Here is a 22,662-nt window from a genome sequence, read left to right as displayed (position 1 = left end):
CCTCGATGGGTACCGCGCTGGTGCTGTTGTTTCTGCTGGCTCTGGGTGCGGTGCCCGGCGCGCTGCTACCGCAACGCAGCCTCAACGCCGGCAAGGTCGCAGACTACCTGGCCGCCCACCCGATGATCGGGCCGTGGCTTGATCGGCTGCAGGCGTTCAACGTGTTCGGCAGCTTCTGGTTCACCGCCATCTACACGCTGCTGTTCGTGTCGCTGGTGGGCTGCCTGACGCCGCGGATCATCGAGCATGCCCGGAGCATGCGAGCCACGCCGGTGCCGGCTCCGCGCAACCTGGCCCGGTTGCCCAAGCACGCCACCGCCACGATTGTCGGCGAACCCGACCAGCTGGCGGCGACGCTGGCCGGCCGGTTGCGGGGTTGGCGCAAGATCGCCCGCAGCGCCGGCACTGTTGAGGGCGCCATCGAAATCTCCGCCGAGAAGGGCTATCTCCGCGAATTCGGCAACTTGGTGTTCCATTTCTCGCTGGTGGGTCTGCTGGTGGCGGTCGCCGCCGGCAAGTTGTTCGGCTACGAGGGCAACGTCGTCGTGATCGCCGACGGCGGTCCCGGTTTCTGCTCGGCATCGCCTGCCGCCTTCGACTCGTTTCGGGCCGGCAACACCGTCGACGGCACGTCGCTGTATCCGATCTGCTTGCGCGTCAAAGACTTTGACGCGCGTTACCTGTCCTCGGGGCAGGCCACGTCGTTCGCCGCCGACATCGACTACCAGGCCGGGCGCGACCTCGCCAACGACAGTTGGCGACGTTATCGGCTGGAGGTCAACCACCCGCTGCGCGTCGGCGGCAACCGGGTCTATTTGCAGGGCCACGGCTATGCGCCGACGTTCACCGTGACCTTTCCCGACGGGCAGGCTCGCACCTCGACGGTGCAGTGGCGACCCGACAACCCCCGAACGCTGCTGTCGTCGGGCGTGGCGCGCATCGACCCGCCGGCCGGGGCGTATCCCGACGCCGGCGAACGTCGCAAACACCAGATCGCCATCCAGGGTCTGCTCGCGCCGACGGAGCAGCTCGAGGGCACCTTGCTGTCGTCGAGCTTTCCCGCGCTGAATGCCCCGGCGGTCGCCGTCGACATCTATTCCGGTGACACCGGCCTGGACACCGGCCGGCCGCAGTCGCTGTACACCCTGGATCCGCGTCTCATCGACCAGCACCGGCTCGCCCGGGTCAAACGGATCAACCTGCGGGTCGGCCACAGCGTGCGGCTCGATCAGGGCCCGGCGGCGGGCACAGTCGTGCGTTTCGACGGCGCCGTCCCGTTCGTCAACCTGCAGGTCTCACACGACCCCGGGCAGATCTGGGTGCTGGTGTTCGCCATCACGATGATGGCCGGGTTGGTGGTGTCGCTGCTGGTGCGCCGACGGCGGGTGTGGGTCCGGCTCATACCGACCGCAGCCGGTACGGTGAACGTCGAGCTAGGCGGCCTGGCGCGGACGGACAACTCCGGCTGGGGCGACGAATTCGAGCGGCTAACCGGCCGGTTGATCGACGGGTTTGATGCGCCGGCCGCCGCTGCTGTTGAGCCCGTCGGGACCGCAAGGAGCCTCGAATGAACACCGCGCATGTCCACCTCGGCCTGGCGCGCAATTCGGATTGGGCGTTCACTTCCGCGGTGGTGGTGCTGGTCGTCGCCTTGTTGCTGCTGGCCGTCGAACTCGCCTATGCCCGCAGCCGCCGTGCCGAACGTGAGCTGGTCAGCGCCGGATCGGTGGCCGCCGACAGCGCGACGCCGGGCGTCGTGCTGGATGTCGCACGTCGGCCGTTCGACGAACGCGTCGGGCGGGCCGGGCTGATCCTGGTCTACGCCGGCATCGGCCTGTTGCTGCTGTGCATCGTGCTGCGCGGTCTGGCCACCGTGCGGGTGCCGTGGGGCAACATGTACGAGTTCATCAACCTGACCTGCTTTTGCGGCCTGGTTGCAGGCGCGATTGTGTTGCGCCGACCGCAGTACCGTCCGCTGTGGGTTTTTCTGCTGCTGCCGGTGCTGATTTTGCTGACGGTGTCAGGGCGCTGGCTCTACACCAACGCCGCACCGGTGATGCCGGCACTGCAGTCGTACTGGCTGCCCATCCATGTGTCGGTGGTGAGCCTGGGTTCGGGGGTGTTCCTCGTCGCGGGCGTGGCCAGCATCCTGTTTTTGCTGCGGACTTCGCGGCTGGGCGAGCCGGATACGCCGGGTGCGCTTGCCCGGATGGTGCAGCGGTTGCCGGACGCGCAGACGCTGGATCGAATCGCCTACCGGACCACGATCTTCGCGTTCCCGGTGTTCGGCTTCGGTGTGATATTCGGCGCGATCTGGGCCGAGCAGGCCTGGGGCCGGTATTGGGGCTGGGATCCCAAGGAGACGGTGGCGTTCATTGCTTGGGTGGTCTACGCCGCCTACCTGCATGCTCGGTCGACGGCGGGGTGGCGGGACAGGAAAGCGGCCTGGATCAACGTGGTCGGTTTCGTGGCCATGGTGTTCAACCTGTTCTTCGTCAACCTGGTGACGGTTGGCCTGCACTCCTATGCTGGGGTGGGTTAGGCCGACATCGGGGGGGCCGATCGGCGCCACGATATGTTCGGTTACCGGACCGTTCGTCAACAAGCGACCCAAGTGTTGCAACAAGGGGAAGTGCACGTGTCTGAGCATCCGACGCAGAATGCGGGGGTATCGCATGGTCACGAAGACCATCCGACCACCCAGCTGCCGCCGCAGCCGCCACCACCGCCGGCCAGCGAGCCGCCGACCAGGGCGTTTGCCGGGTTCCGCACCGAGCGGCGGTTCAGCGAGGCGCAGACGCGGGGCGTGCCGCCCCCCGAGACCCGCGTCGAACCACGGGCCTGGGCAGCCACGCCCTACCAAGGACTTCCGCGGGTCGTCGATTCGCCCCGGCGGGTCTACGGCAACTATGGAGGACCGCCGCCATCGGCCTCGCAGGCGGACGCTGGACACCCGGAGGCCGCCTTGCCGCCGTTCCGGTATCCGGAACTGTCCACCAGCACGCTGTTGCGGCAGGTCAAGCCGCCGCCGTCGGAGGGCTGGCGTCGGTGGCTTTACCTCTTGTCAGGGCAGCTGATCAACGTGGGCGAAAGCCCACGGATCATGCGCTACAACGACCTGATCGTGCAGGTCAACAGACCGCTGCGGGGTTGCTACCGCATCGCGATGCTCTCGCTGAAGGGCGGCGTCGGCAAAACCACCATCACCGCCACGCTTGGGGCGACCTTCGCGTCGATTCGCGGCGACCGGGTGGTGGCCGTGGACGCCAACCCCGATCGCGGCACGCTGAGTCAAAAAGTGCCGTTGGAGACGCCGGCCACCGTGCGCCACCTGTTGCGCGACGTCGAGGGCATCGAGCGCTACAGCGATGTTCGCAGCTACACCTCACAGGGCCCGAGCCGGCTGGAAGTGCTGGCCTCGGAAAGCGATCCGGCGATGTCGGAGGCGTTCAGCGCCGACGACTACGCGCAGACGCTGGAAATCCTGGAGCGGTTCTACGGACTGGTGCTCACCGACTGCGGGACCGGCCTTCTGCATTCGGCGATGACGTCGGTGCTGGACAAGGCCGACGCCTTGATCGTGGTCAGCTCGGGATCGATCGACGGCGCGCGCAGCGCGTCAGCGACGCTGGACTGGCTCGACGCGCACGGCCACGAGGACCTGGTCCGCAATTCGATCGCGGTCATCAACGCGGTGCGGCCCCGCTCAGGCAAAGTCGACATGCAGAAAGTGGTCGATCACTTCTCGCGGCGCTGCCGCGCGGTGCGCCTGGTGCCGTTCGACCCGCATCTCGAGGAGGGTGCGGAGATCAGCCTGGATCGGCTGAAGCGGGAAACTCGGGAAGCGCTCATCGAACTGGCAGCCGTTGTCGCCGACGGTTTTCCGAGCGATCAGCGCCGATCCAACGAGCACTTCATCTAGCTAACGCGGGTTGTTGTCACCGTGGCTTAGCCGCCACAGGAAGTCCGGATCGTCGTCGGGGCCGATAACGCGAGTCTTCTGCCGGTTGACCTGTGAACGGATCGCGCGCCAGCCGACGTAGATCAGCGTCCCGAGAGCGAGGACGAGGAGCAGGTACAGCACTCAACACCTCCTTGGTCTGAATATACGCGGCGTCTTAGGCTCGCATGGTGCCAAAGGCTCAGAGCTCAGCGGGTCACGCCGTCGCCGGCGTCCTGCTTTATGTCGCGGCCCGGCTGGTTTTGGTGGCGGTGCTCACCGCGGTGATCTACGGCGCGGGACGACTGTTTGGCGTGCGAGAGTTCCCGGTGGTGATCGCCATCTTGTTTGCCCTCATCATTGCAATGCCGCTGGGCATCTGGCTGTTCGGTCCGCTACGGCGGCGGGCCACCGCCGGCCTCGAGGTAGCCACCGAGCGCCGGCGCCGCGACCGCGAGCAGCTGCGGGCCAGGCTGCGCGGCGAGGCACCGCCCGACGCCGACTCTGACACCTCCGACTGAAAACGCTTCCCGGGCACCGTTTACGCTCGCCTGTCAACGTTCCTTGACAGGCTGGAGAGTGTCAAGTTATGTTGACACTCGTGAGTGAACTGTCCGACCTGTCGCTGGGTACCGCCGCGGACGCCGCAGGCAGCGCCGACCCCGCAGTCGGGTTGCGCGCGGTGCGTGCACTGCAGCGGCTACAGGAGCGGTTGGAGGCGATCCACGTCGCCAACGCGCGCGAGCAGGGCTGGAGCTGGCAGGCGATCGCCAACGCGCTGGGCGTGAGCCGGCAGGCGGTGCACCAGAAATACAACCGGAGGAGATGACCGATGAGACCGTTTCAGCGGTTCGCCCGCAATGCCCGGGTTGCGGTCATGCTGGCCCAGGAAGAGGCCCGCGAACTGTGCGACCGCGAAACCGGTTCGCAGCACCTGCTTCTCGGAATCCTGCAGGCCGCAGGGGAGGAGCTCTCGGCGGTGTTGACCGGCTACGGGCTGACCGCCGAGGTTGTGCGGGCGCGGCTTGCCGAAACGTCAACCGGCGACCAGTCGTTCGACGAGGATGCCGATGCGCTGAGCACCATCGGTATTGACCTGCGGGCCGTTCGCGACAGCGTCGCTCGCACCTTCGGCACCGATGCCTTCGACAACGCCCTGTCCCGGTCGGGGCGACGGCGCCGACCACGGGGGCATATCTCATTCAGCCCCGGGGCCAAAAAGGTGCTCGAACTCGCCCTGCGAGAAGCATTGGCGCATAAAGACAACGAGATCCGCTGCGAGCACCTGCTGCTCGGCATCCTGCGAGGTGGCGACAACGCGGCCGTCGGATTGATCACCGAGCACGTCTACACGGCGCAATTGCGCGCGGCGGTCGTCAAACTGCTCGAGAAGGCCGCGTAATTATCTGCGACCGAAGTCTTCGCCGATGTCATCGTCAAGGCCAGCGAGATCAGCGTCAGCGATTTCTCGCACTCATCCGGGGTAGCCGGAAACGATTACCAGGTTCGATGTGGTGGAGCGGTGGCGCAAACCAACCACCGCCTGGTATTCGTCGGAGTCATACCAGGCCCGCGCGAGCTCCTTGCTTGGAAACTCGATGATCACGGTTCGGGTGAAGGGCCAGCTTCCTTCGACGGCTTCCACCTGCTCGTCGACGCCGACCAGCTTTGCGCTGAACTTGTCGAAGATCTCTTGGTGCCCGGCAGTTTCGTAGCTGTGGTAGCCATCCCGGTCGTTGATCGCGATTTGCACGATGACGAATGCCTTGACTTCGGGCATAAGCGGTCTCCTCGTTAGCTGTGTCCGATGCAGACAACGTAAGCATTGATTGAGTCAGTGTCAATGAGTATGACTCTATGAGTTTCCTTCGTTGAGTTGTCCTCACCGGCCCTCTTGGCGCACGATCTACCAGTGACTGCCAGCAACGCCAAAGTGACTCGACAGACGCCACGACGCGCGACGCAACGGCAGGTGCAGGCTGAACTGACCCGGCGCAAGCTTCTCGAAGCCGCTGTCGAGCACTTCTCCGCGCGTCACTTCGACGACGTCGCGACCATCGACATCACCGAAACCGCAGGTGTAGCCCAGGGTCTGCTGTTCCACTATTTCGAGAACAAGCGCGGCATCTACCTTGAGGCGCTGCGCGACGCGGCCAACAGGCTGAACGCCGCCACTACACCGCCATCTGGTGATGGCTCTCCCGGGACGCAGTTTCGACGAATGTTGCGCGCCCACCTGGAATACCTCAGCGAGCACGACGACTTGGCGCTGCGATTGGTCCTTGGCGGGAGCGGCGGCGACCCGGAGGCGTGGCAAATCTTCGATCAGTCACGCTGGCACACCATCGAATGGACGGCTCAGCTACTCGAACTCGACCTCGCCCGCCCGGCATTGCGATTGATGCTGCGCTCCTGCGCGGGGGCCCTCGATGAGGCCACCACCTACTGGCTGAAGAACGAGCGGCCGTTTGATCCCGACGCAATGGTGGAAGTGGTCGTCGAACTCCTCATCACGTCGTTACATTGCGCCGCCCGACTCGACCCGAAGATCGACGTCGGCAACGCTGTCGCGAAATTAGCCGATCCCACTGCATGAGAACTCTGGCGGCCGGCAAGGCGCGTTTGCCCGCTCAGGCCGCCAGCGTCAACGCGGCCGCCACCGCGATCGACCAGACCAGCATCGCCAGGCCGGTGTCGCGCAGTACCGGAATCAGCTCGGCACCCACCCGACCGGATCGCACCGGCGCCGCGGCCCTCAGTGCCAACGGCGTGGCCACCAGACCGAACGCACACCACGGTGTCGCCGCTGTCAGCGCGAGGGTCAACACCGCGGCGATTACCAGCAGCGACTGATAGAGCCTGCGAGTTCCGGTGTCGCCGAGGCGCACCGCCAGCGTGAGCTTGCCGGACTGTGCGTCGGTGGGGATATCCCGCAGGTTGTTGGCCACCAACACCGCCGACGACAGCGCGCCCGTCGTCACCGCCAGCACCAGGCCCACCCAGTCCACCCGCAACGCCTGGGTGTACTGGGTGCCGAGCACCGCGACCAGCCCGAAGAACACGAATACCGCCAGCTCGCCAAAACCCGCATAGCCGTATGGTTTTGATCCGCCGGTGTACAACCACGCTCCGGCGATGCAGAACGCGCCGACAGCGATCAGCCACGGCGCGCTAGTAACAGCCAGCGCCAACCCGGCCACCGCCGCGACGCTCATGCTGAGCACCGCCACCGTCAGCACCGACCGCGGCGTCGCCAGCCGCGAGCCCACCAGGCGCAACGGACCGGCGCGTTCATCGTCGGTGCCGCGGATGCCGTCGGAATAGTCATTGGCGAAGTTCACCCCGATGATCAACGCGACCGCGACGGCCAAAGCCAGCAGCGCCTTCCACCAGTTGGCCGCGTGCAGCCAGGCGGCGGCGCCAGTACCCGCGATCACCGGCGCGATTGCGTTCGGTAGGGTCCGCGGTCGCGCGCCCGCGACCCATTGCGCAAAACTGGCCACCCGTCGATCGTTGCATGCGTCGTGCACGACAATGAGCGGACGCCCGCCGGTAGGGGGTACGCCCCCTCGCCGCTGCGCGGCTGGGGGTACCCCCACCCGCTTGCGGGGGACGGAGCGATGAGGAGGAGCGGCGTAGATGACCGCCGGCGACGATGCAGAGCGGAGCGAGGAGGAGGAGCGGCGTGGATGACCGCCGGCGACGATGCAGAGCGGAGCGATGAGGAGGAGGGCGTAGATGATCGGAGTAATCGGCGGCAGCGGCTTCTACACGTTCTTCGACTCAGGCGCGCGCACCATCAATCTGGACACCCCGTTCGGCGAGCCCAGCGCCTCGGTTACGGTCGGCGGCGTCGGCCAGCACGAGGTCGCGTTCCTGCCCCGCCACGGCGCCAACCACCAGTACCCGGCGCACAAGGTGCCGTATCGGGCCAACATGTGGGCGCTGCGCGCATTGGGGGTGCGGCAGGTCTTCGCCCCGTGCGCGGTCGGCAGCCTGACGCCTGAACTCGAGCCGGGCGCCATCGTGGTGCCCGATCAGCTGGTGGACCGTACCCGTCGCCGCGCCGACACCTACTTCGACTCCGGTGCGGCGCACGTGTCCTTCGCCGATCCGTACTGCCCGACGTTGCGGTCCGCAGTCACCGGGCTGCCCGGCGTTGTCGAGGGGGGCACCATGGTGGTCATCGAGGGTCCGCGGTTTTCCACCCGCGCGGAAAGTCAGTGGTTCGCCGCCGCGGGCTTCACCCTGATCAACATGACGGGCTATCCGGAGGCGGTGCTCGCTCGTGAGCTCGAAATATGTTATGCAACAATCGCTTTGGTGACGGACTTGGATGCCGGCATCGATGCCGGCGCCGGGGTGAAGGTCGTCGACGTCATCGCCGAATTCGAGAAGAACATCGAGCCGTTCAAGAAACTCGTGCAGGAGGCGGTCGGCCAGGTCCCCGGCGAACGCACCTGCACAGAATGCCTGTCGCACACCGGTATCCAGCTGCCGTTCGACCAGCCGTGAGGGTGCTGCTGACCGGCGCGGCCGGTTTCATCGGCTCGCGAGTCGGCGCGGCGCTGCGGGCCGCTGATCATGAGGTGGTCGCCGTCGATGCCATGCTGCCCGCCGCGCACGGACGCGATGCGGAGCTGCCGCGCGATTGTCGACGCGTCGATATCCGCGACGCCGACGCGCTGGCCCCGCTGCTCGACGGCGTCGATGTGGTGTGCCATCAGGCCGCGATGGTCGGTGCCGGCGTGAATGCCGCCGACGCTCCGGAATACGGCAGCCACAACGATTTCGGGACCGCCCTGCTGCTGGCGCAGATGTTCCATGCCGGGGTAGCGCGTCTGGTGCTGGCGTCGTCGATGGTGGTCTACGGGCAAGGCCGCTACCACTGCCGCGAGCACGGGCCGGTCGCCCCGCTGCCGCGGCGACGGGCCGATCTCGATGCCGGTGTTTTCGAGCACCGCTGCCCGGTCGGCGGGGAGGAACTGGCCTGGCGGCTGGTCGACGAAGACGCGCCGCTGCAGCCGCGCAGCCTCTATGCGGCCAGCAAGACGGCGCAGGAGCATTACGCGCTGGCGTGGTCGGAGTCGACGGGTGGATCGGTGGTGGCATTGCGCTACCACAACGTCTACGGCCCCGACATGCCGCGCGACACGCCGTACTCCGGAGTCGCCGCGATCTTCCGCTCAGCGCTCGAAAAAGGCGAGCCACCAAACGTTTTCGAGGATGGCGGCCAGATGCGGGACTTCGTTCATGTCGACGACGTGGCGGCGGCCAATGTGGCGGCGGTGGTGGCTGACCGCGGTGGCTTCACCGCCGCGAACGTCTGCTCCGGGCAGCCGATTTCCATCATGGAGGTGGCGACGATGCTCTGCGAAGCGCGAGGTTCCGCTGTGGGCCCTGTGTCGCCGGTCGTCACCGGCCAATATCGCAGCGGCGACGTGCGCCACATCGTCGCCGATCCGGCCCGCGCCGCCGACGTGCTGGGTTTCCGGGCAGTGGTCAAGCCGCGGGAAGGATTGCGCGACTTCGCGTTCGCGCCGCTGCGCGGTTAGCATCTGCAGGCCGAGAAGTTGCAGGTACTCTTCGGCGCATGAGTCCCGCTTTCGAACCTGGTGATCCCGGCTACGAGCAGCGAGTGCGTGAGACCTTCGCTCGGCAGGGTCTGATGGCTACGTTCGCCGCTGAGCTTCGAAGTATCAAGCCTGGCGCGGTCGAGATCGAAGTGCCGTTCTCGCCGGGACTGAGCCAGCAGGACGACTTCTTCCACGCCGGGGTTGGCATCGCCATCCTTGATAGTGCTTGCGGTTGCGCGGCATTCACGCTCATGGCGCCCGGGATGCGCGTGTTGACCGTGGAGCTCAAGGTCAACTTGCTCGCCCCCGCGGTCGGTGACTTCCTGCAAGCGCGTGGCGAGGTCGTCCGTCCCGGTCGAAATCTCACTGTCTGCCGAGGCGATGCCTACGCCGTCTCCGGCGGCGGTTCGAAGCACGTGGCGACCATCCTCGCCACCATGACCGCCGTCGCCGAAGCCAACTGATGGCCGACGGTCTGGTGACGGTGGTGTTGCCGTGTCTGAACGAGGCCGAGTCGCTGCCGGTTGTGCTGTCCGCTATGCCCGCGGGCTACCAGGCGTTGGTGGTCGACAACAACAGCACCGATGACACCGCGGAGGTGGCCCGCCGCCACGGCGCCAGGGTGGTCGCCGAACCGCGGCACGGCTACGGCTCGGCCGTGCATGCCGGGGTGGTGGCGGCGACGACGCCGATCGTGGCGGTGATCGACGCGGACGGCTCCCTGGACCCCGCCGACTTGCCCGCGCTGGTGGGCGAGCTGGACCGTGGCGCCGACCTGGCGATCGGTAGGCGCCGCCCGGTGCCGGGGTTGCGCTGGCCGTGGGTAGCGCGGCTGGGCACGGTGATGATGAGCTGGCGGCTACGCACCAGGCACGGCCTTCCGGTACACGACATCGCGCCGATGCGGGTCTTCCGGCGGGACGCCCTGCTCAGCCTGGGCGTGCGCGACCGCCGGTCGGGATATCCGCTGGAGCTGCTGGTGCGCGCGGCCGCGGCCGACTGGCGGGTGGTTGAGCATGACGTCGCATACGGGCCCCGTGTTGGGGGTAAATCGAAGGTCAGCGGTTCGCTGCGGGGCAGTGTGACCGCGATCCTGGACTTCTGGAAGGTGATCTCTTGACCGTCGTGCCGGTGACGCTGCTGGTGGTGGCCAAAGCCCCGGTGCCCGGCCAGGCCAAGACCCGGCTGGCCGCGACGGTCGGCGACCGGGTCGCCGCACAGATCGCTGCCGCCGCGCTGCTGGACACCCTCGAGGCGGTTGCGGCCACGCCGGTCGCCACGCGGGTGGTGGCGCTCACCGGCGAGCTCGACGCCGCCGCCGACGCTGGCGAGATACGGCGACGGCTCGCGTCGTTCGCCGTGATCGATCAGCGCGGCAACGACTTCGGCGACCGGCTGGCCAACGCGCATGCCGACGCGGCCGCCGTCGACGGGCATCCGGTGCTGCAGATCGGGATGGACACCCCGCAGGTGACCGCCGAGCTGCTGGGCGATTGCGGGCGACGCCTGGCTGAGTCGACGGCGGTGCTCGGGTTCGCCCGCGACGGAGGCTGGTGGGCGCTCGGGGTCCATACCCCGGGGCTCGCCGAGTGTCTGCGCTATGTCCCGATGTCGCAGCCGGACACCGGAGTGTTGACGCTGAAATCGCTGCGCAGCAACGGTGTTGGCGTCACCCTTCTCGACGAGTTGGCTGATTTCGACGTCGCCGACGACGTGGTCGCGGTCCGTGAGGGATGTCGGCCGGGCAGTCGGTTTGCCGAAGTCACTCGCGCCGCGGGTCTGTGAAGGATCGCCGGACGATAGCGCGTCCGGTCAGGCCGATCGCGAACACCCCGAGCCCGACGACCACCGACTGCCACGGCAAGGTGGCGACCAGCAGCAGACAGCCGATGACCCCGCACACGTTCAGCACACGCGGCCACCGGCGCTGCGTGGTCGGCTGGGTGTAGGCCGACGCGTTAGCAATCGCGTAGTAGATCAGCACCCCGAACGATGAGAAGCCGATCACGCCGCGCAGATCGACGGTGGCCGCGAGAACGCAGACGACCACGCCGACCGTGATCTCGGCGCGATGCGGCACCTGGTAGCGCGGATGTACGGCGGCCAGCCAGCCGGGCAGATCCCGGTGACGGGCCATGGCCAGGGTGGTGCGCCCGATGCCGGCGGTCAGCGCCAGCAGCGCACCCAGACTGGCCAGCGTCGCGCCCACCGCCACCACCGGCAGCAGCGGCACCGCCCCAGCGGCGCGCAGCGCCTCGGCCAGCGGGGCGGGCGACCGCGCCAGCCGATCGGGTCCCGCTGCCAGCAGCACCGCGACCCCGACGACCAGATACACCACGACGGCTATTCCCAACGCGACAATGATCGCCCTGGGTATGGTGCGGGCCGGGTCACGAACCTCCTCGCCCATCGTCGCGATCCGCGCATAACCGGCGAACGCGAAGAACAGCAACCCGGCCGATTGCAGAACCCCGTACCACGTTGCCGACGACCAGGCGCCCGCACCGCTCAGATTCGACAGCTGCATGCCACCGATCGCGATGCCGATGACCACGACGGTAAGGGCAACAAACGTGCACGCCAGCAAGATTCGCGCCAATGCCGCTGTCTTGGTGATACCGCGGTAATTCAGCGCGGTCAGCCCGATCACCGCGGTGACAGCGACGAGGCGCTGCGCCCACCACGCTCCCGGCAGCGCATACGCGCCGATAGTGAGCGCCATCGCCGCACACGACGCAGTCTTGCCGATCAGAAACCCCCACCCGGCGGCGAAGCCCCACCACGGGCCGAGCTGTTCGCGCCCATAGATGTAGGTGCCGCCGGACGTCGGATAAACCGCCGCCAGCTGCGCCGAGGCGGTGGCGTTGCAGTACGCGATCGCCGCGGCAATCGCCAACCCGATCAGCAGCCCGGCGCCGGCGGCGCGCGCGGCCGGGCCGAAGGCGGCGAACACTCCTGCGCCCATCATCGATCCCAGCCCGATCACCACCGCATCGCCGGTGCCGAGTCGGCGGGAGAGTTCCGGCTGGCCCGATTGATTCCGTTGGCCGTCCATGTCGTCTACCAGTGGGTGAAGATCAGGCTGTTCAGCAACAGCGCCCCGACGACGTTGAGCGCCAGCCACAGCCGCTCAGACCGCTGCGGCAGCAGCGCCGGCGCGGAGGTCAGCCAGACGGTGAACGGCAGCCAGATCCGTTCGGTCTCGGCCTTGCTCAGCATGCTCAAGTCCGCGCAGACAATGGCGACCAGCATCGCCAGGATCAGCAGGTGCAGGCCCGACCGCCGACGTATCGCGGCCAGGTCGAAGACCCGGCTGAGCCCGGCGACGCTGCCCAAGCCGATCGCGCACACCACCGCAGCCAGGTTGGCCCAGCTCCAGTACTGGAACGGCCGATCATGGGCAATGCCCTGCCAATAGCGCTGCTGCACAAGGGCATAGCCGTCAAACCAGCAGAAGCCGGTAGCGGCGAACGCCGCCGCAACCGCGGCTGCGGCCAGAATTGCCGGCCCCAGTGCCCGTAGCGCCGAGCGCCAGCCGGTGGCGCACACCAGTACCGCCAGCGCCGGAAACGCCATCAACGTCAGGCCGTAGCTGAGGAACACCGCCCAGCCGAGCAGCAATCCCGCCGCGGCCGCCACCAGCGCAGGGAACCGAACCGTGCCGTGCGCGGCCAATGTCAGCAGTGCGATACCCCAGGCGGCGACCCCGGCGAAGTACCCGTCGGCGGAGACCGCGATCCAGATCGCGGTGGGTGCCACCGCGACGAACGGCGCGGCGCGGCGCGCAGTCGGCTCGTCGGCCAGAGCCCGCAGGGTGATCACGATTGCGGCGGCGGCACTCGACCCGACCAGCACGCACATCAACCCGGCCCACGCGCCGCCGCCCAGTCCGATGCGGTCCAGCCACACGAAGGTCAGCAGCGCCCCCGGCGGGTGACCGGAGACGTGGGTGATCCACGAGTTCGGCTGAAAATCCAGGATCCGGCTGGAGAACGTACGCAGGGCCACCGGGATGTCGGTGATGCCCGGCACCTGCGCCAGATACTCGTCCTTGTCGGTCAACCGGCTGGCGAAGCCGCGTTGCCAGCCGTCGATCATCGCCAGCGCGAACGCCCACGCGAACGATGTGGCCCACGCGACCAGAGGCAGCGCCCGCCACGAAAGTCGCTGCGCCACAACGGGTCCCCACACCACCGCGGCCAGCGCGAGTAGAATCGCGGGTCCGGTGCCCCAGCCGACGTGGGCGTTGAACCAGCCGAAGATCGGGGCAGCGCCGGCATGCCAGCCGAAACGGTCCGGCGCGTTGTGCAGCCGCGACCTGATGCCCCAGTTCAGGCGGGGCAACACGAATGCGGCCGCAACCAGGACCAACCCGATCGCAATCGCGATTGCTTCTCGGCGGGCGATCCTCACGACCGGTAAGCCGCCCGACCTAGTTGTGCGCAGGCGCGTCGGCCGCGGGTTGTTGAGGTGGCCGTCCTTTGCGCAGCGTGTCGAGCAGTTCGCGGTAGGGACCGACGAGGTAGACGGTGTCGTCGGCGTGCAGTCGGGCGTCGCGGCGGGGGTGCAGCTTGACCAGTGCACTGGGCCGGGTGATGGCAATGACCCGGGTCTGGGTGGACAGTTCGAACATGCGCAGGCCGTCGAGTTCGCTGCCGCGCGCCACCTGCATCCCGCCGACCACAAAGGAGCGTTGCCCGACCGAGAACGTGCCCAGCACCTGCAGACCGACCGCGGCGCCTATGAACCACGGCGCGGCCAGCTCGACGGTGGAGCGCACGTTTTCAAAGCCGAACCGCTGCGCCACCGCGAAACCCAGCGTGTTGTCATAGACGCGCAGTACCAGCGGAACATCGGTCCAGTTGAGCCCGGGCCGAACCTTGGTGCCCAGCATCTCGGTGAGCACGATCCCGGTTTCGATGTTGGTCATGTCGTCGCGAGTCAGCACCGCTACCGCGCGGGCGTGATCCACTCGCGCCGATCGGAGTGTCTGACCTAACGTGGCGTCGCCGAAGATCACCGGCACGTCGAGCTTCTGTACCACCGACAAGAAGCTGTTCTCCTCGTTTTTCTCGATCACCGCCACGTCGTAGCCGGCGGCGGTCAGATCGCTGATCACGCGGATGGCAAGCGCGCTCAATCCGACGACGACAATGTGGTTGCGCAGATGACGCACCCGCGGGCGTGCGGACCCGAAAACGAAGCGGCGCGACAGCAGCACGTCGGCGACGAACGCGACCAACAAAGCGGTGGTGGTCACCCCGCTGAACATCAGGAGGGTGGCGAACACTCGCAGCCAGGTGGGCTGGTGCACGAAGCTGAAGTCGCCGTAGCCGGTCGTGGTCATCGTCTCGATGGTGAAGTAGACCGCGTCGACCCAGCCCATCCGCGGCGGGGCCTGGTAGCCGAACCGCAACAACACCGTGGAGAGACTCAGCAGCACCAGAGTGCCGGCCACTATTGGATAAAACGCCGGGTTGAAGTCGTTGACCAGCGCCCGGACGGCATCGAATGCGCGCCGCAGCCGCGGCTGGCGCGTTCGCGTGCGTCTCATGCCTCGGATCTTGATTCCTTGGGCGGCCACCTCGTCGGCGGTGCCGACCATCATCGTCCAATCACCGGCGTGCACCCGCTGGTCCCGGCTCGGGCAGACCTCCAGCTCGCCGGGGGTGGGGGAGCCATCGCCGTGAATCACCCCTACCGGGGCCAGATCCCCGTACAGCTCGCGCAGCGTGGCGTCGCGGTATGCCTCGCCGCCTGAGACGACGAACTCGATGCCCGCGGCTTCGAATTGGTGCGTGGTGTGTTCCAGACATGCCTCGACCACTGACGGCGCCGCCAGTTCGGCGACGTTCAAGATCGCGCCGGGCCCGTTGTCGTCGGCGATCGCTTCGCGCAGCACGTCGTTGGCCAGCCGTGCCACCACGCGCGCGTTCGGGTTGGCTTTCCTTGCCAGCAGCGCGATTTCAAGATTTACCGCGTCGTCGTCCCCGGCGCAGACGACGGCGAGCGCATGACCGACCTCGGCGAGGGCGAGTTCACGAGAAACCCCGGCCTCGGACAGGTCGAGGTTGGCCAGCCTGGCGATCGTCACTCCGGCGTTTTTCAGCTCATCGATGATCGTCATGGCCAGCGCATCGTCACCACTAACAATGATGTGGCGGTGCATGCTCTCGTACGCTCCTGAAGGAAAGCCCGAAGGCGACCGAGTTCTCCAAGATTTCGGACCGGCCCATCGACTCATTATGTCATCCGGCATTAACAACTCCGCGCGCTGACGCGGGCGTCCAGTCTTCTAGGACAACCGTTTCCCGGCTTGGCCTGCCAGTGCCTGCCGATCCACCTTGCCGATGCCGCGCATTGGCAGCGCGTCGACGATATGCAGCTCGCGGGGCGCGGCGGTGCGATCCAGAGTGTGCATGACGTGTGCCCGCAACTCCTCGAGCGAAGGCGGAATGTGACCATCGGCCAGCACGACGGCAGCGACCACCCGCTGGCCCAACCGCTCGTCGGCCAGCCCGAAAACCGCGCAGTCGGACACCGCGGGGTGGGTCCGCAGCGCCGCCTCCACGGGCTGCGGCAGCACGGTCAACCCGCCCGTGCTGATCGCCTCGTCGGCTCGGCCCAGCACGCTGAGTACGCCCGAATCATCAACAGCACCAATATCGTCGGTGCGAAACCAGCCCGGCTCGGCGAACGGGTCGGAGTCGGGTGGGTTGCGATAGCCCTTGGCCAGGGTCGGGCCCCCGATCACGATCCGGCCGTCGGCGTCTACCCGGACCTTGACGCCGTCGAGCGGGACACCGTCATATACACAGCCGCCGGCGGTTTCGCTCATCCCGTAGGTCCGGACCACCGTAATATCCGCGGCTGCGGCGGCGTCCAGGATCGGTCGTGGGGCCGGTCCGCCGCCAACCAGCACGGCGTCTAACTCGGCCAGCGCCGCAGCGGCCGCGGGATCCGTCAGCGCCTTGGCCAGCTGCGTGGACACCAGCGCCGTGTAGCGCCGACCGGAGCCGAGTTCGTCTACAGCAGAAGGCAATCCGCTGACGTCGAAGCCGGCCGACACGTCCAGCCCGACCGGAACGGTGCCCGCCAGGAGGCTGCGCACCAGCACCTGCACACCGGCGATGTGATACGGCGGCAAAGCCAGCAGCCACCGGCCCGGCCCGCCGAGACGGTCATGGGTGGCCGCCGCGCTGGCGGTCAGCGCGGCAGCGGTGAGCAGCGCACCCTTGGGCGCGCCGGTGGTTCCCGACGTCGTGACCACTACGGCGATGTCGTCGTCGATCGCTTCGCCCACCCGCAGCGCCGACAATGTCGACCGGCGATCGGCACCGGCAGGCAACGGCAGCAGTGCAGACGCACGGCCGTCCAGAACCTGCTCCAGGGCCGCGAGCAGCGGGCGCGCCGAAGAGCCCTGCGCCACGGCGAACGCGCGCAGGACGGCTATCCGGCCTCCTCGCCGTCGCGAGCATCGTCCAACGGCCAACCCTTGGCAGCCAGGCGTGCCCGCACCCGCTCGATGTCGTCCGGCGACGGCAGCTCGTCGGTCATCTGGGTGATCAACACACCGATGTCGATGTCGTCGACGTTGCCCTGCTGCATCAGTTCGCGGGCCACCGCCTTGACCTCATCGTTGGACAGCCGACGCGACAGCAGGGCGAGCACCGGAAAGTAGTCGGTGGGTGGTATGCCCTCTGGATACCCGGCGCGGAGCCAGGCCACTATCGAGGTCAGAAATCGGTTCACACTGCCTCAACTTCCCCCGCAAGGCGTTGGTTAAGCCTGATCAGCGAATGAATTTGAATGTTACGCGGGTTTGGCGCCGAGGATACACCAGCCGGTGTGGTAGCCGATGAAGTCCCGGGCGACGTACAACACGCCGATCACGACCGCGGCCAGCGCCAACGCGTACAACGCGTAGCTGAGAGCGGTCAGCGCCGGATTCTTGTGCCCCACGGCAGTGCCATCGGAGCCCTCGACACCGGCGCCCGCGGCGCCCGCCCGCACGCCGAGTGCGAACAGCGCAGGCAGCCCGCTACCGAGGACCAAACCGAAGAGCAGGATCTTCAACGAAGCCTCGTAGTTGAACCAAGTGCTCATGGCATGCCTGCTTTCTTCGCCGGGGCGGTGCCGGGAGCGGCGTCGGTAACCTTTCCGTTCCCGCCGGGGACTTCCGCGCCGACGTTGGCCGTCGGCTGGCCGTCCTCGTCGAGCCCGGCGGTCAGGTCGCCCTTCCACTCGGCGTTGACGTTGTTGTGGTCTACCTTCGTCTTGCGCGACCGCAGGTAGATGGCCGCGGCCGTCGCCACCAGCAGAGCGAAGCCGACGATCGAGCCGAAGAAGCCACCGATCGAGTGGACCACCCAGTAGGTGATGGCACCGACGGCACCGGCGGCGGGCAGCGTGATCAGCCAGGCGACGGCCATGCGGCCGGCAACCCCCCAGCGCACCTCTGCTTCGGGTTTGCCCACCCCGCTGCCGAGCACGGATCCGGTTACCACCTGAGTGGTGGACAGCGCGTACCCGAAGTGAGCGGACAGCAGAATGATGACCGCCGAAGACGATTCGGCGGCCATGCCTTGCGGCGAGCTGATCTCGACGAGTCCCTTGCCCATGGTGCGGATGATCCGCCAGCCGCCGGTGTAGGTACCCAGTGCCATCGCGCAAGCGCAGGCCACGATGACCCACATGGGCGGCAGGGCGGCTGTCCGGCTGACCGCGCCGTAAGAGATCAGCGCCAGGAAGATCACGCCCATCGTCTTCTGCGCGTCGTTGGTGCCGTGTGCCAGCGAGACCAGCGACGCCGAGAAGATCTGGCCGCGGCGGAAAGCGGCCTCGCTGCGCTTCTCCGGGACGCCGCGGGCGAGCCGGTAGACCAGCCAGGTGCCGACCGCACCGACCAGCCCGGCCAACACCACCGACACCAGGGCCGGGATCAGTACGCGCGACACCACACCGGTCCAGATCACCCCGTGTCCGCCGACGGCGGCGATCATGGCGCCGACGATGCCGCCGACCAGGGCATGCGAGGAGCTCGACGGGATACCCAGCAGCCAGGTCATCAGGTTCCAGACGATCCCGCCGACCAGACCGGCGAAGACCAGTTGCAAGGTCACCAGGTGACCGTTCACCAAGTCCTTGGCGATTGTTCCGGCGACAGCGGTGGACAGGAACGCTCCGCCAAGGTTCAGCACGGCCGAGAGCGTTACCGCGGCCTTCGGCGAGAGCGCGCCACTGGCGATGGAGGTGGCCATGGCATTTGCGGTGTCGTGAAACCCGTTCGTGTAATCGAATGCGAGGGCGGTGATCACGACGATGATCAGAAGGAACAACTGGAGGTTCACGGGCCTAATTCTGGGGGTAGGTGGGTGGTGTTGTCGAAAGAACGGTGATGCGAAGACAAGGTATTTTGCACTCGTCGCCAGATGTTTGCTTCGGGTTAACCTTCGGGATTGCGACGTTCACCACGAGTGTCGCGGCGTAGTGGGTGATCACCGGGTATCTGGACGAAGATCACGGTTACGCCGTCGGGATCGGTGACATGCATTTCATGCAGACCCCATGGTTCGCGGCGGGCCTCGCGGGCGATCGACACGCCTCTGCTCTCCAGCTCCGCCTGCGTCGCGGCAACGTCGCGCACTTGCAGCCACAGCGCGCCGGGGAAAGGCCCGGCCGGGTGGTCCGGCGCGCCGTGGCCGGCCAGCTCGATCAGTGACTGGCCGGCGTAGAACACGGTGCCCGCGCCGTACTCACGAGCGATCGCCAAGCCAAGCTGGTCGCGGTAAAAGCTCAGCGACCGCTGATAGTCCGCCGGCCGGAACAACATCCGGCTGGCGAGAATTTCCATACCTTCGTGTTTATCACGCGTCGCCGGGCTGAAGCCGCTGCCGCCGTATCATCGTGGTCGCCAAACCGGGACCGATGGTGTCCAGCGCCTGCGAGAAGACGGCCATCCGCGGCGCGATCCGGACCGGCCGGGTGCGCGCCGCTGTGATCATCCAGCCGGCGGCCTCTTGTGACGTCAACGCCGGCAGCCCTTGGTATTGCTTCGTCGGCGCGATCATCGGGGTAGCCACCAGCGGGTAGTACAGCGTGGTCGAGTGCACACCCTTTGTCGCCCATTCGGTTTCGATCACCCGGCTGACCGCGGACAGCGCGGCCTTCGACGCGTTGTACACCGAGAACAGCGGTGACGCCTCGCTGAAGACCCCCCAGGTCGCCACGTTGATGATGTGGCCGTCGCCGCGCTGCAGCATCCCGGGCGCGAGCCCGCGGATCAGCCGCAGCGGCGAGTAATAGTTGAGCACAATCGTCCGCTCGACGTCGTGCCAGCGTTCAAGCGACTCGGCCAGCGGTCGGCGAATCGAGCGACCGGCGTTGTTGATCAGGATGTCCACTCCGCCAAGACGCTCCTCGACGTCGGCGGCCAGTGCGTCGACGGCGTCCAGGTCGGACAGATCGCAGGGGATAGCGATCGCGGTACCGCCGTCGTCTTCGATTCGGCCTACCAGCGCCTCCAGCAGGTCCTTACGGCGGGCAGCGACCACCACGGTGGCGCCGCGGCGGGCGAACTCCTCGGCGGCGCTCTCCCCGATTCCCGACGACGCTCCGGTGAGCAGGACGCGCTTGCCCTCGAGGTCGACAGATTTCGCGGTCGGGCGGTACGCCGCGAGTCGCGCCGCGATGGGCGGGCGCATGGTGGCCAGCACGAACTGCTCGGTCAATCGTCGAAGCGGGTTTTTGCTCACAGTTCGGGAGTCTAGGGGGATGCCCTACCTGCACCGAGCGTCACGCTGGCGTGGCGCTCGCATCCCAGTGCCACGCTGGCGTGACACTCGGCGTCGCTAGAAGTAGCGCGGGAACCCGCTCCAATCGGGAGGCCGCTTCTCCAGGAATGCGTCGCGGCCTTCGACGGCTTCGTCGGTCATGTAGGCCAGCCGGGTGGCCTCGCCGGCGAACAGTTGCTGGCCCACCAATCCGTCGTCGAGCAGGTTGAACGCATACTTCAGCATCCGTTGCGCCTGAGGCGATTTCGCGTTGATCTCGGCCGCCCATCGGACACCCACCGACTCCAGTTCGGCGTGGCTGACAACGGCGTTGACCGCGCCCATCGCGTGCATCTGCTCGGCGGTGTAGTCACGGCCGAGGAAGAAGATCTCGCGGGCGAACTTCTGGCCGACCTGCCGGGCCAGGTATGCGCTGCCGTAGCCGCCGTCGAAGCTGCCGACGTCGGCGTCGGTCTGCTTGAACCGGGCGTGGTCGCGGCTGGCCAGGGTCAGGTCGCACACCACGTGCAGGCTGTGCCCGCCGCCGGCCGCCCACCCGTTGACCAGGCAGATCACCACCTTGGGCATGAACCGGATCAGCCGCTGCACCTCGAGGATGTGCAGTCGGCCCGCCCGGGCGGCGTCGACGGTGTCGGCGGTCTCGCCGGCGGCGTACTGGTAGCCGCTGCGCCCGCGGATGCGTTGATCCCCGCCGGAGCAAAACGCCCAACCCCCGTCCTTGGGTGACGGCCCGTTTCCGGTCAGCAGCACCACTCCGACGTCGGGCGACATCCGGGCGTGATCGAGCGCCCGGTAGAGCTCGTCGACCGTGTGCGGGCGAAACGCGTTACGCACCTCGGGCCGATTGAACGCCACTCGCACGGTGGCGTCGGCGACGTGGCGGTGATACGTGATATCGGTCAGCTCAGCGAACCCGTCGACCGGCTTCCAGTCCTCAGCGTGAAAAGGATTGTCGCTCATCGGGTTACACCGGGTCCAACCGGAACACCGCGCAGCGGCCGGCCAGCGCCTCGAATTCCTCAGGCCTGCCTTCGGTGACGAGTCCAGCCCGCTTCATGAAACCGACACCGGTGGGCACCTCGGTCGGAAATACCCGCAGCAGCGGCCGCGCATCGTCTGTCGACAATTCCACCATGTTCACCCGCCGTACATTCCCGCCGCGGGCCAGCCTGGCCTGTCCTGCGGCTCGCACGTTGGCCACCCAGTCGGCGCCGGGGAATCCGGCGACGACGTACTCCTGACCGTCGACGCTCATCGGGGTGACCGGGGTCGATCGCCCGCGTCCCGATTTGCGTCCGGGCACGGTCAGCACGACCGGGCTCTCGCCGCCGAAACTCATGCCCAGTCGCGACATCTGGATGACGACCTTGTTCGCCGGTTTCAGCCACCATGGCGGCCGGACTGGTTTGCTGCCGGACATACCGGCGACGTTACCCGTCACCTTGGATAGCGCTTCGGCAAGGCCTAATGTGTGGCTCCGTGACCGCTAAACCGCATCCGCATGAGCCTCATCTGGGTTCGGTCTCGGCCCGATTGAATTGGCTGCGCGCCGGGGTGCTCGGCGCCAACGACGGGATCGTGTCAACCGCGGGCATCGTCGTGGGCGTGGCCGCGGCGACCGTCGCTCGCGCCCCGATCATGACCGCGGGAGTCGCCGGGTTGGCCGCCGGCGCGGTGTCGATGGCGTTGGGCGAGTACGTGTCGGTCAGCGCGCAGCGCGACACCGAAGAGGCGCTGCTGCGGCAGGAACGCCGAGAGCTTCGCGCGGACCCCAGCGCCGAGTTGGACGAACTCGCCGCACTCTATGAAGCCAAGGGTTTGTCGCCGGCGACAGCACGGACCGTCGCCGAGGAACTCACCGACCATGACCCGATCGCCGCGCACGCCGAAGTGGAGCTGGGCTTCGATCCCTCTGAGCTGACCAACCCGTGGCAGGCCGCGCTGTCGTCGGCCTTGTCGTTCAGTGTTGGGGCGGTGCTGCCACTGATCGCAATTCTTGGCGCACCGATTGCACTGCGGATCCCGGTCACCGTCGCGGCAGTGCTGCTGGCGCTGGTGGTCACCGGGGCGGTGTCGGCGGGCCTGGGCGGGGCGCCGAAAAACCGTGCAGTACTTCGAAATTTCGTCGGCGGCGGCTTGGCCCTGGCGATCACGTACGCGATAGGTCATCTGGTCGGGGCTGCGATCACCTGACCATCAGCGCCTCTCAATGAACCTCTCGACGCCGTGGCGGTACTGCGGGCTTGCCTCGGGCGGGCTGACCGCGTCCAGCCGCCCCCCGGCCTGCAGGGCGGACGATACGACAGCCAGACCGGCCCGGCCAGACGATGAACCAGAACGAGGTTCGATTTCG

At 67.4% G+C, this 22,662-nt stretch carries 27 protein-coding genes; 13 read left to right on the top strand and 14 right to left on the bottom strand.

What is annotated here, in order from left to right; all coding sequences use genetic code 11:
- Positions 1–5 precede the first annotated feature (5 nt).
- The 3 genes from ACLQI9_RS29510 (at position 6) to ACLQI9_RS29500 (ending at position 3,922) form a co-directional block, all read left to right on the top strand.
- The gene (locus ACLQI9_RS29510) at positions 6–1,571 is read left to right on the top strand and encodes a cytochrome c biogenesis protein ResB (protein ID WP_442392627.1); all 1,566 of its coding nucleotides are present in this window, start codon (positions 6–8) and stop codon (positions 1,569–1,571) included.
- Positions 1,568–2,542, top strand: a complete 975-nt coding sequence (ccsB, locus tag ACLQI9_RS29505; RefSeq protein WP_442392581.1) for a c-type cytochrome biogenesis protein CcsB — start codon at positions 1,568–1,570, stop codon at positions 2,540–2,542. Before ACLQI9_RS29510 ends, ccsB begins: the two co-directional genes overlap by 4 nt.
- Positions 2,543–2,632: 90 nt before the next feature.
- On the top strand, positions 2,633–3,922 hold the full coding sequence (locus tag ACLQI9_RS29500; RefSeq protein WP_442392579.1) for a MinD/ParA family ATP-binding protein: 1,290 nt from the start codon (positions 2,633–2,635) through the stop codon (positions 3,920–3,922).
- Here ACLQI9_RS29500 and ACLQI9_RS29495 read toward each other — a convergent pair whose 3' ends face one another.
- Entirely contained in the window at positions 3,923–4,084 is a 162-nt protein-coding gene (locus tag ACLQI9_RS29495) for a hypothetical protein (RefSeq protein ID WP_442392576.1), read from the bottom strand.
- Between the two features lie 47 nt (positions 4,085–4,131).
- Between ACLQI9_RS29495 and ACLQI9_RS29490 the strand changes: the two genes are divergently transcribed.
- The 3 genes from ACLQI9_RS29490 to ACLQI9_RS29480 all read left to right on the top strand — a co-directional run bounded on the left by ACLQI9_RS29490 (position 4,132) and on the right by ACLQI9_RS29480 (position 5,342).
- Complete coding sequence (locus ACLQI9_RS29490; protein ID WP_442392574.1) at positions 4,132–4,461, top strand: DUF4229 domain-containing protein; 330 nt, start codon at positions 4,132–4,134, stop codon at positions 4,459–4,461.
- Between the two features lie 89 nt (positions 4,462–4,550).
- On the top strand, positions 4,551–4,769 hold the full coding sequence (locus tag ACLQI9_RS29485) for a helix-turn-helix domain-containing protein (RefSeq protein ID WP_442392625.1): 219 nt from the start codon (positions 4,551–4,553) through the stop codon (positions 4,767–4,769).
- Between the two features lie 3 nt (positions 4,770–4,772).
- Positions 4,773–5,342: a Clp protease N-terminal domain-containing protein gene (locus ACLQI9_RS29480; protein WP_442392573.1), complete on the top strand. Its 570-nt coding sequence runs from the start codon at positions 4,773–4,775 to the stop codon at positions 5,340–5,342.
- A 72-nt stretch (positions 5,343–5,414) separates the two neighbouring features.
- Here ACLQI9_RS29480 and ACLQI9_RS29475 read toward each other — a convergent pair whose 3' ends face one another.
- The gene (locus tag ACLQI9_RS29475; protein WP_442392571.1) at positions 5,415–5,720 is read right to left on the bottom strand and encodes a DUF1330 domain-containing protein; all 306 of its coding nucleotides are present in this window, start codon (positions 5,718–5,720) and stop codon (positions 5,415–5,417) included.
- Positions 5,721–5,852: 132 nt separating this feature from the next.
- Here ACLQI9_RS29475 and ACLQI9_RS29470 point away from each other — a divergent pair, with 132 nt between their 5' ends.
- Positions 5,853–6,536 (top strand): TetR/AcrR family transcriptional regulator, encoded by a 684-nt coding sequence (locus tag ACLQI9_RS29470; protein ID WP_442392569.1) that lies wholly within the window; start codon positions 5,853–5,855, stop codon positions 6,534–6,536.
- A gap of 34 nt (positions 6,537–6,570) precedes the next feature.
- On the opposite strand, the gene ACLQI9_RS29465 is transcribed toward ACLQI9_RS29470, so the two are convergent.
- Complete coding sequence (locus ACLQI9_RS29465; RefSeq protein ID WP_442392567.1) at positions 6,571–7,443, bottom strand: 1,4-dihydroxy-2-naphthoate polyprenyltransferase; 873 nt, start codon at positions 7,441–7,443, stop codon at positions 6,571–6,573.
- Positions 7,444–7,678: 235 nt separating this feature from the next.
- Between ACLQI9_RS29465 and ACLQI9_RS29460 the strand changes: the two genes are divergently transcribed.
- Genes ACLQI9_RS29460 through ACLQI9_RS29440 form a run of 5 tightly spaced genes read left to right on the top strand, consistent with a single transcriptional unit; the run spans position 7,679 to position 11,301 of the window.
- Entirely contained in the window at positions 7,679–8,455 is a 777-nt protein-coding gene (locus ACLQI9_RS29460; protein ID WP_442392565.1) for an S-methyl-5'-thioadenosine phosphorylase, read from the top strand.
- Positions 8,452–9,495: an NAD-dependent epimerase/dehydratase family protein gene (locus ACLQI9_RS29455; RefSeq protein ID WP_442392563.1), complete on the top strand. Its 1,044-nt coding sequence runs from the start codon at positions 8,452–8,454 to the stop codon at positions 9,493–9,495. The genes ACLQI9_RS29460 and ACLQI9_RS29455 overlap by 4 nt, the downstream gene beginning before the upstream one ends.
- Positions 9,496–9,533: 38 nt before the next feature.
- Positions 9,534–9,980, top strand: a complete 447-nt coding sequence (locus ACLQI9_RS29450) for a PaaI family thioesterase (protein ID WP_442392561.1) — start codon at positions 9,534–9,536, stop codon at positions 9,978–9,980.
- Entirely contained in the window at positions 9,980–10,636 is a 657-nt protein-coding gene (locus ACLQI9_RS29445; RefSeq protein WP_442392559.1) for a glycosyltransferase family 2 protein, read from the top strand. The genes ACLQI9_RS29450 and ACLQI9_RS29445 overlap by 1 nt, the downstream gene beginning before the upstream one ends.
- On the top strand, positions 10,633–11,301 hold the full coding sequence (locus ACLQI9_RS29440; protein WP_442392557.1) for a TIGR04282 family arsenosugar biosynthesis glycosyltransferase: 669 nt from the start codon (positions 10,633–10,635) through the stop codon (positions 11,299–11,301). The genes ACLQI9_RS29445 and ACLQI9_RS29440 overlap by 4 nt, the downstream gene beginning before the upstream one ends.
- Here the strand turns inward: ACLQI9_RS29440 and ACLQI9_RS29435 are convergent.
- The 11 genes from ACLQI9_RS29435 to ACLQI9_RS29385 all read right to left on the bottom strand — a co-directional run bounded on the left by ACLQI9_RS29435 (position 11,279) and on the right by ACLQI9_RS29385 (position 21,729).
- Entirely contained in the window at positions 11,279–12,571 is a 1,293-nt protein-coding gene (locus ACLQI9_RS29435) for an APC family permease (protein WP_442392554.1), read from the bottom strand. The two genes, ACLQI9_RS29440 and ACLQI9_RS29435, sit on opposite strands and share 23 nt — an antisense overlap.
- 5 nt (positions 12,572–12,576) lie before the next feature.
- The gene (locus ACLQI9_RS29430) at positions 12,577–13,929 is read right to left on the bottom strand and encodes a hypothetical protein (protein ID WP_442392552.1); all 1,353 of its coding nucleotides are present in this window, start codon (positions 13,927–13,929) and stop codon (positions 12,577–12,579) included.
- Between the two features lie 19 nt (positions 13,930–13,948).
- Positions 13,949–15,685 carry an NAD-binding protein gene (locus tag ACLQI9_RS29425; protein ID WP_442392550.1) on the bottom strand — a complete coding sequence of 579 codons (1,737 nt, stop codon included), beginning with the start codon at positions 15,683–15,685 and terminating at the stop codon, positions 13,949–13,951.
- A gap of 126 nt (positions 15,686–15,811) precedes the next feature.
- Entirely contained in the window at positions 15,812–16,873 is a 1,062-nt protein-coding gene (gene menE, locus ACLQI9_RS29420; RefSeq protein WP_442392623.1) for an o-succinylbenzoate--CoA ligase, read from the bottom strand.
- Positions 16,874–16,965: 92 nt separating this feature from the next.
- Entirely contained in the window at positions 16,966–17,268 is a 303-nt protein-coding gene (locus ACLQI9_RS29415; RefSeq protein WP_442392548.1) for a DUF3349 domain-containing protein, read from the bottom strand.
- 60 nt (positions 17,269–17,328) lie between these two features.
- Positions 17,329–17,622 (bottom strand): hypothetical protein, encoded by a 294-nt coding sequence (locus ACLQI9_RS29410; RefSeq protein ID WP_442392546.1) that lies wholly within the window; start codon positions 17,620–17,622, stop codon positions 17,329–17,331.
- Positions 17,619–18,866 carry an anion permease gene (locus ACLQI9_RS29405; protein WP_442392544.1) on the bottom strand — a complete coding sequence of 416 codons (1,248 nt, stop codon included), beginning with the start codon at positions 18,864–18,866 and terminating at the stop codon, positions 17,619–17,621. The genes ACLQI9_RS29410 and ACLQI9_RS29405 overlap by 4 nt, the downstream gene beginning before the upstream one ends.
- Before the next feature lie 95 nt (positions 18,867–18,961).
- On the bottom strand, positions 18,962–19,369 hold the full coding sequence (locus ACLQI9_RS29400; protein ID WP_442392543.1) for a VOC family protein: 408 nt from the start codon (positions 19,367–19,369) through the stop codon (positions 18,962–18,964).
- A 13-nt stretch (positions 19,370–19,382) separates the two neighbouring features.
- Entirely contained in the window at positions 19,383–20,270 is an 888-nt protein-coding gene (locus ACLQI9_RS29395; RefSeq protein ID WP_442392541.1) for an SDR family oxidoreductase, read from the bottom strand.
- A 96-nt stretch (positions 20,271–20,366) separates the two neighbouring features.
- The gene (locus tag ACLQI9_RS29390; protein WP_442392539.1) at positions 20,367–21,269 is read right to left on the bottom strand and encodes a 1,4-dihydroxy-2-naphthoyl-CoA synthase; all 903 of its coding nucleotides are present in this window, start codon (positions 21,267–21,269) and stop codon (positions 20,367–20,369) included.
- Between the two features lie 4 nt (positions 21,270–21,273).
- On the bottom strand, positions 21,274–21,729 hold the full coding sequence (locus tag ACLQI9_RS29385; protein ID WP_442392537.1) for a nitroreductase family deazaflavin-dependent oxidoreductase: 456 nt from the start codon (positions 21,727–21,729) through the stop codon (positions 21,274–21,276).
- A gap of 59 nt (positions 21,730–21,788) precedes the next feature.
- Between ACLQI9_RS29385 and ACLQI9_RS29380 the strand changes: the two genes are divergently transcribed.
- A complete protein-coding gene (locus ACLQI9_RS29380) occupies positions 21,789–22,502 on the top strand; it encodes a VIT1/CCC1 transporter family protein (protein ID WP_442392535.1) in 714 nt (237 codons plus the stop codon).
- The last annotated feature ends 160 nt before the right edge of the window (positions 22,503–22,662 follow it).

It is taken from the genome of Mycobacterium sp., from assembly GCF_052143115.1.
Lineage (GTDB): Bacteria > Actinomycetota > Actinomycetes > Mycobacteriales > Mycobacteriaceae > Mycobacterium.
The sequence above is the reverse complement of the archived record's forward strand: the minus strand, read 5'-3'. Positions and strand labels throughout refer to the sequence as shown.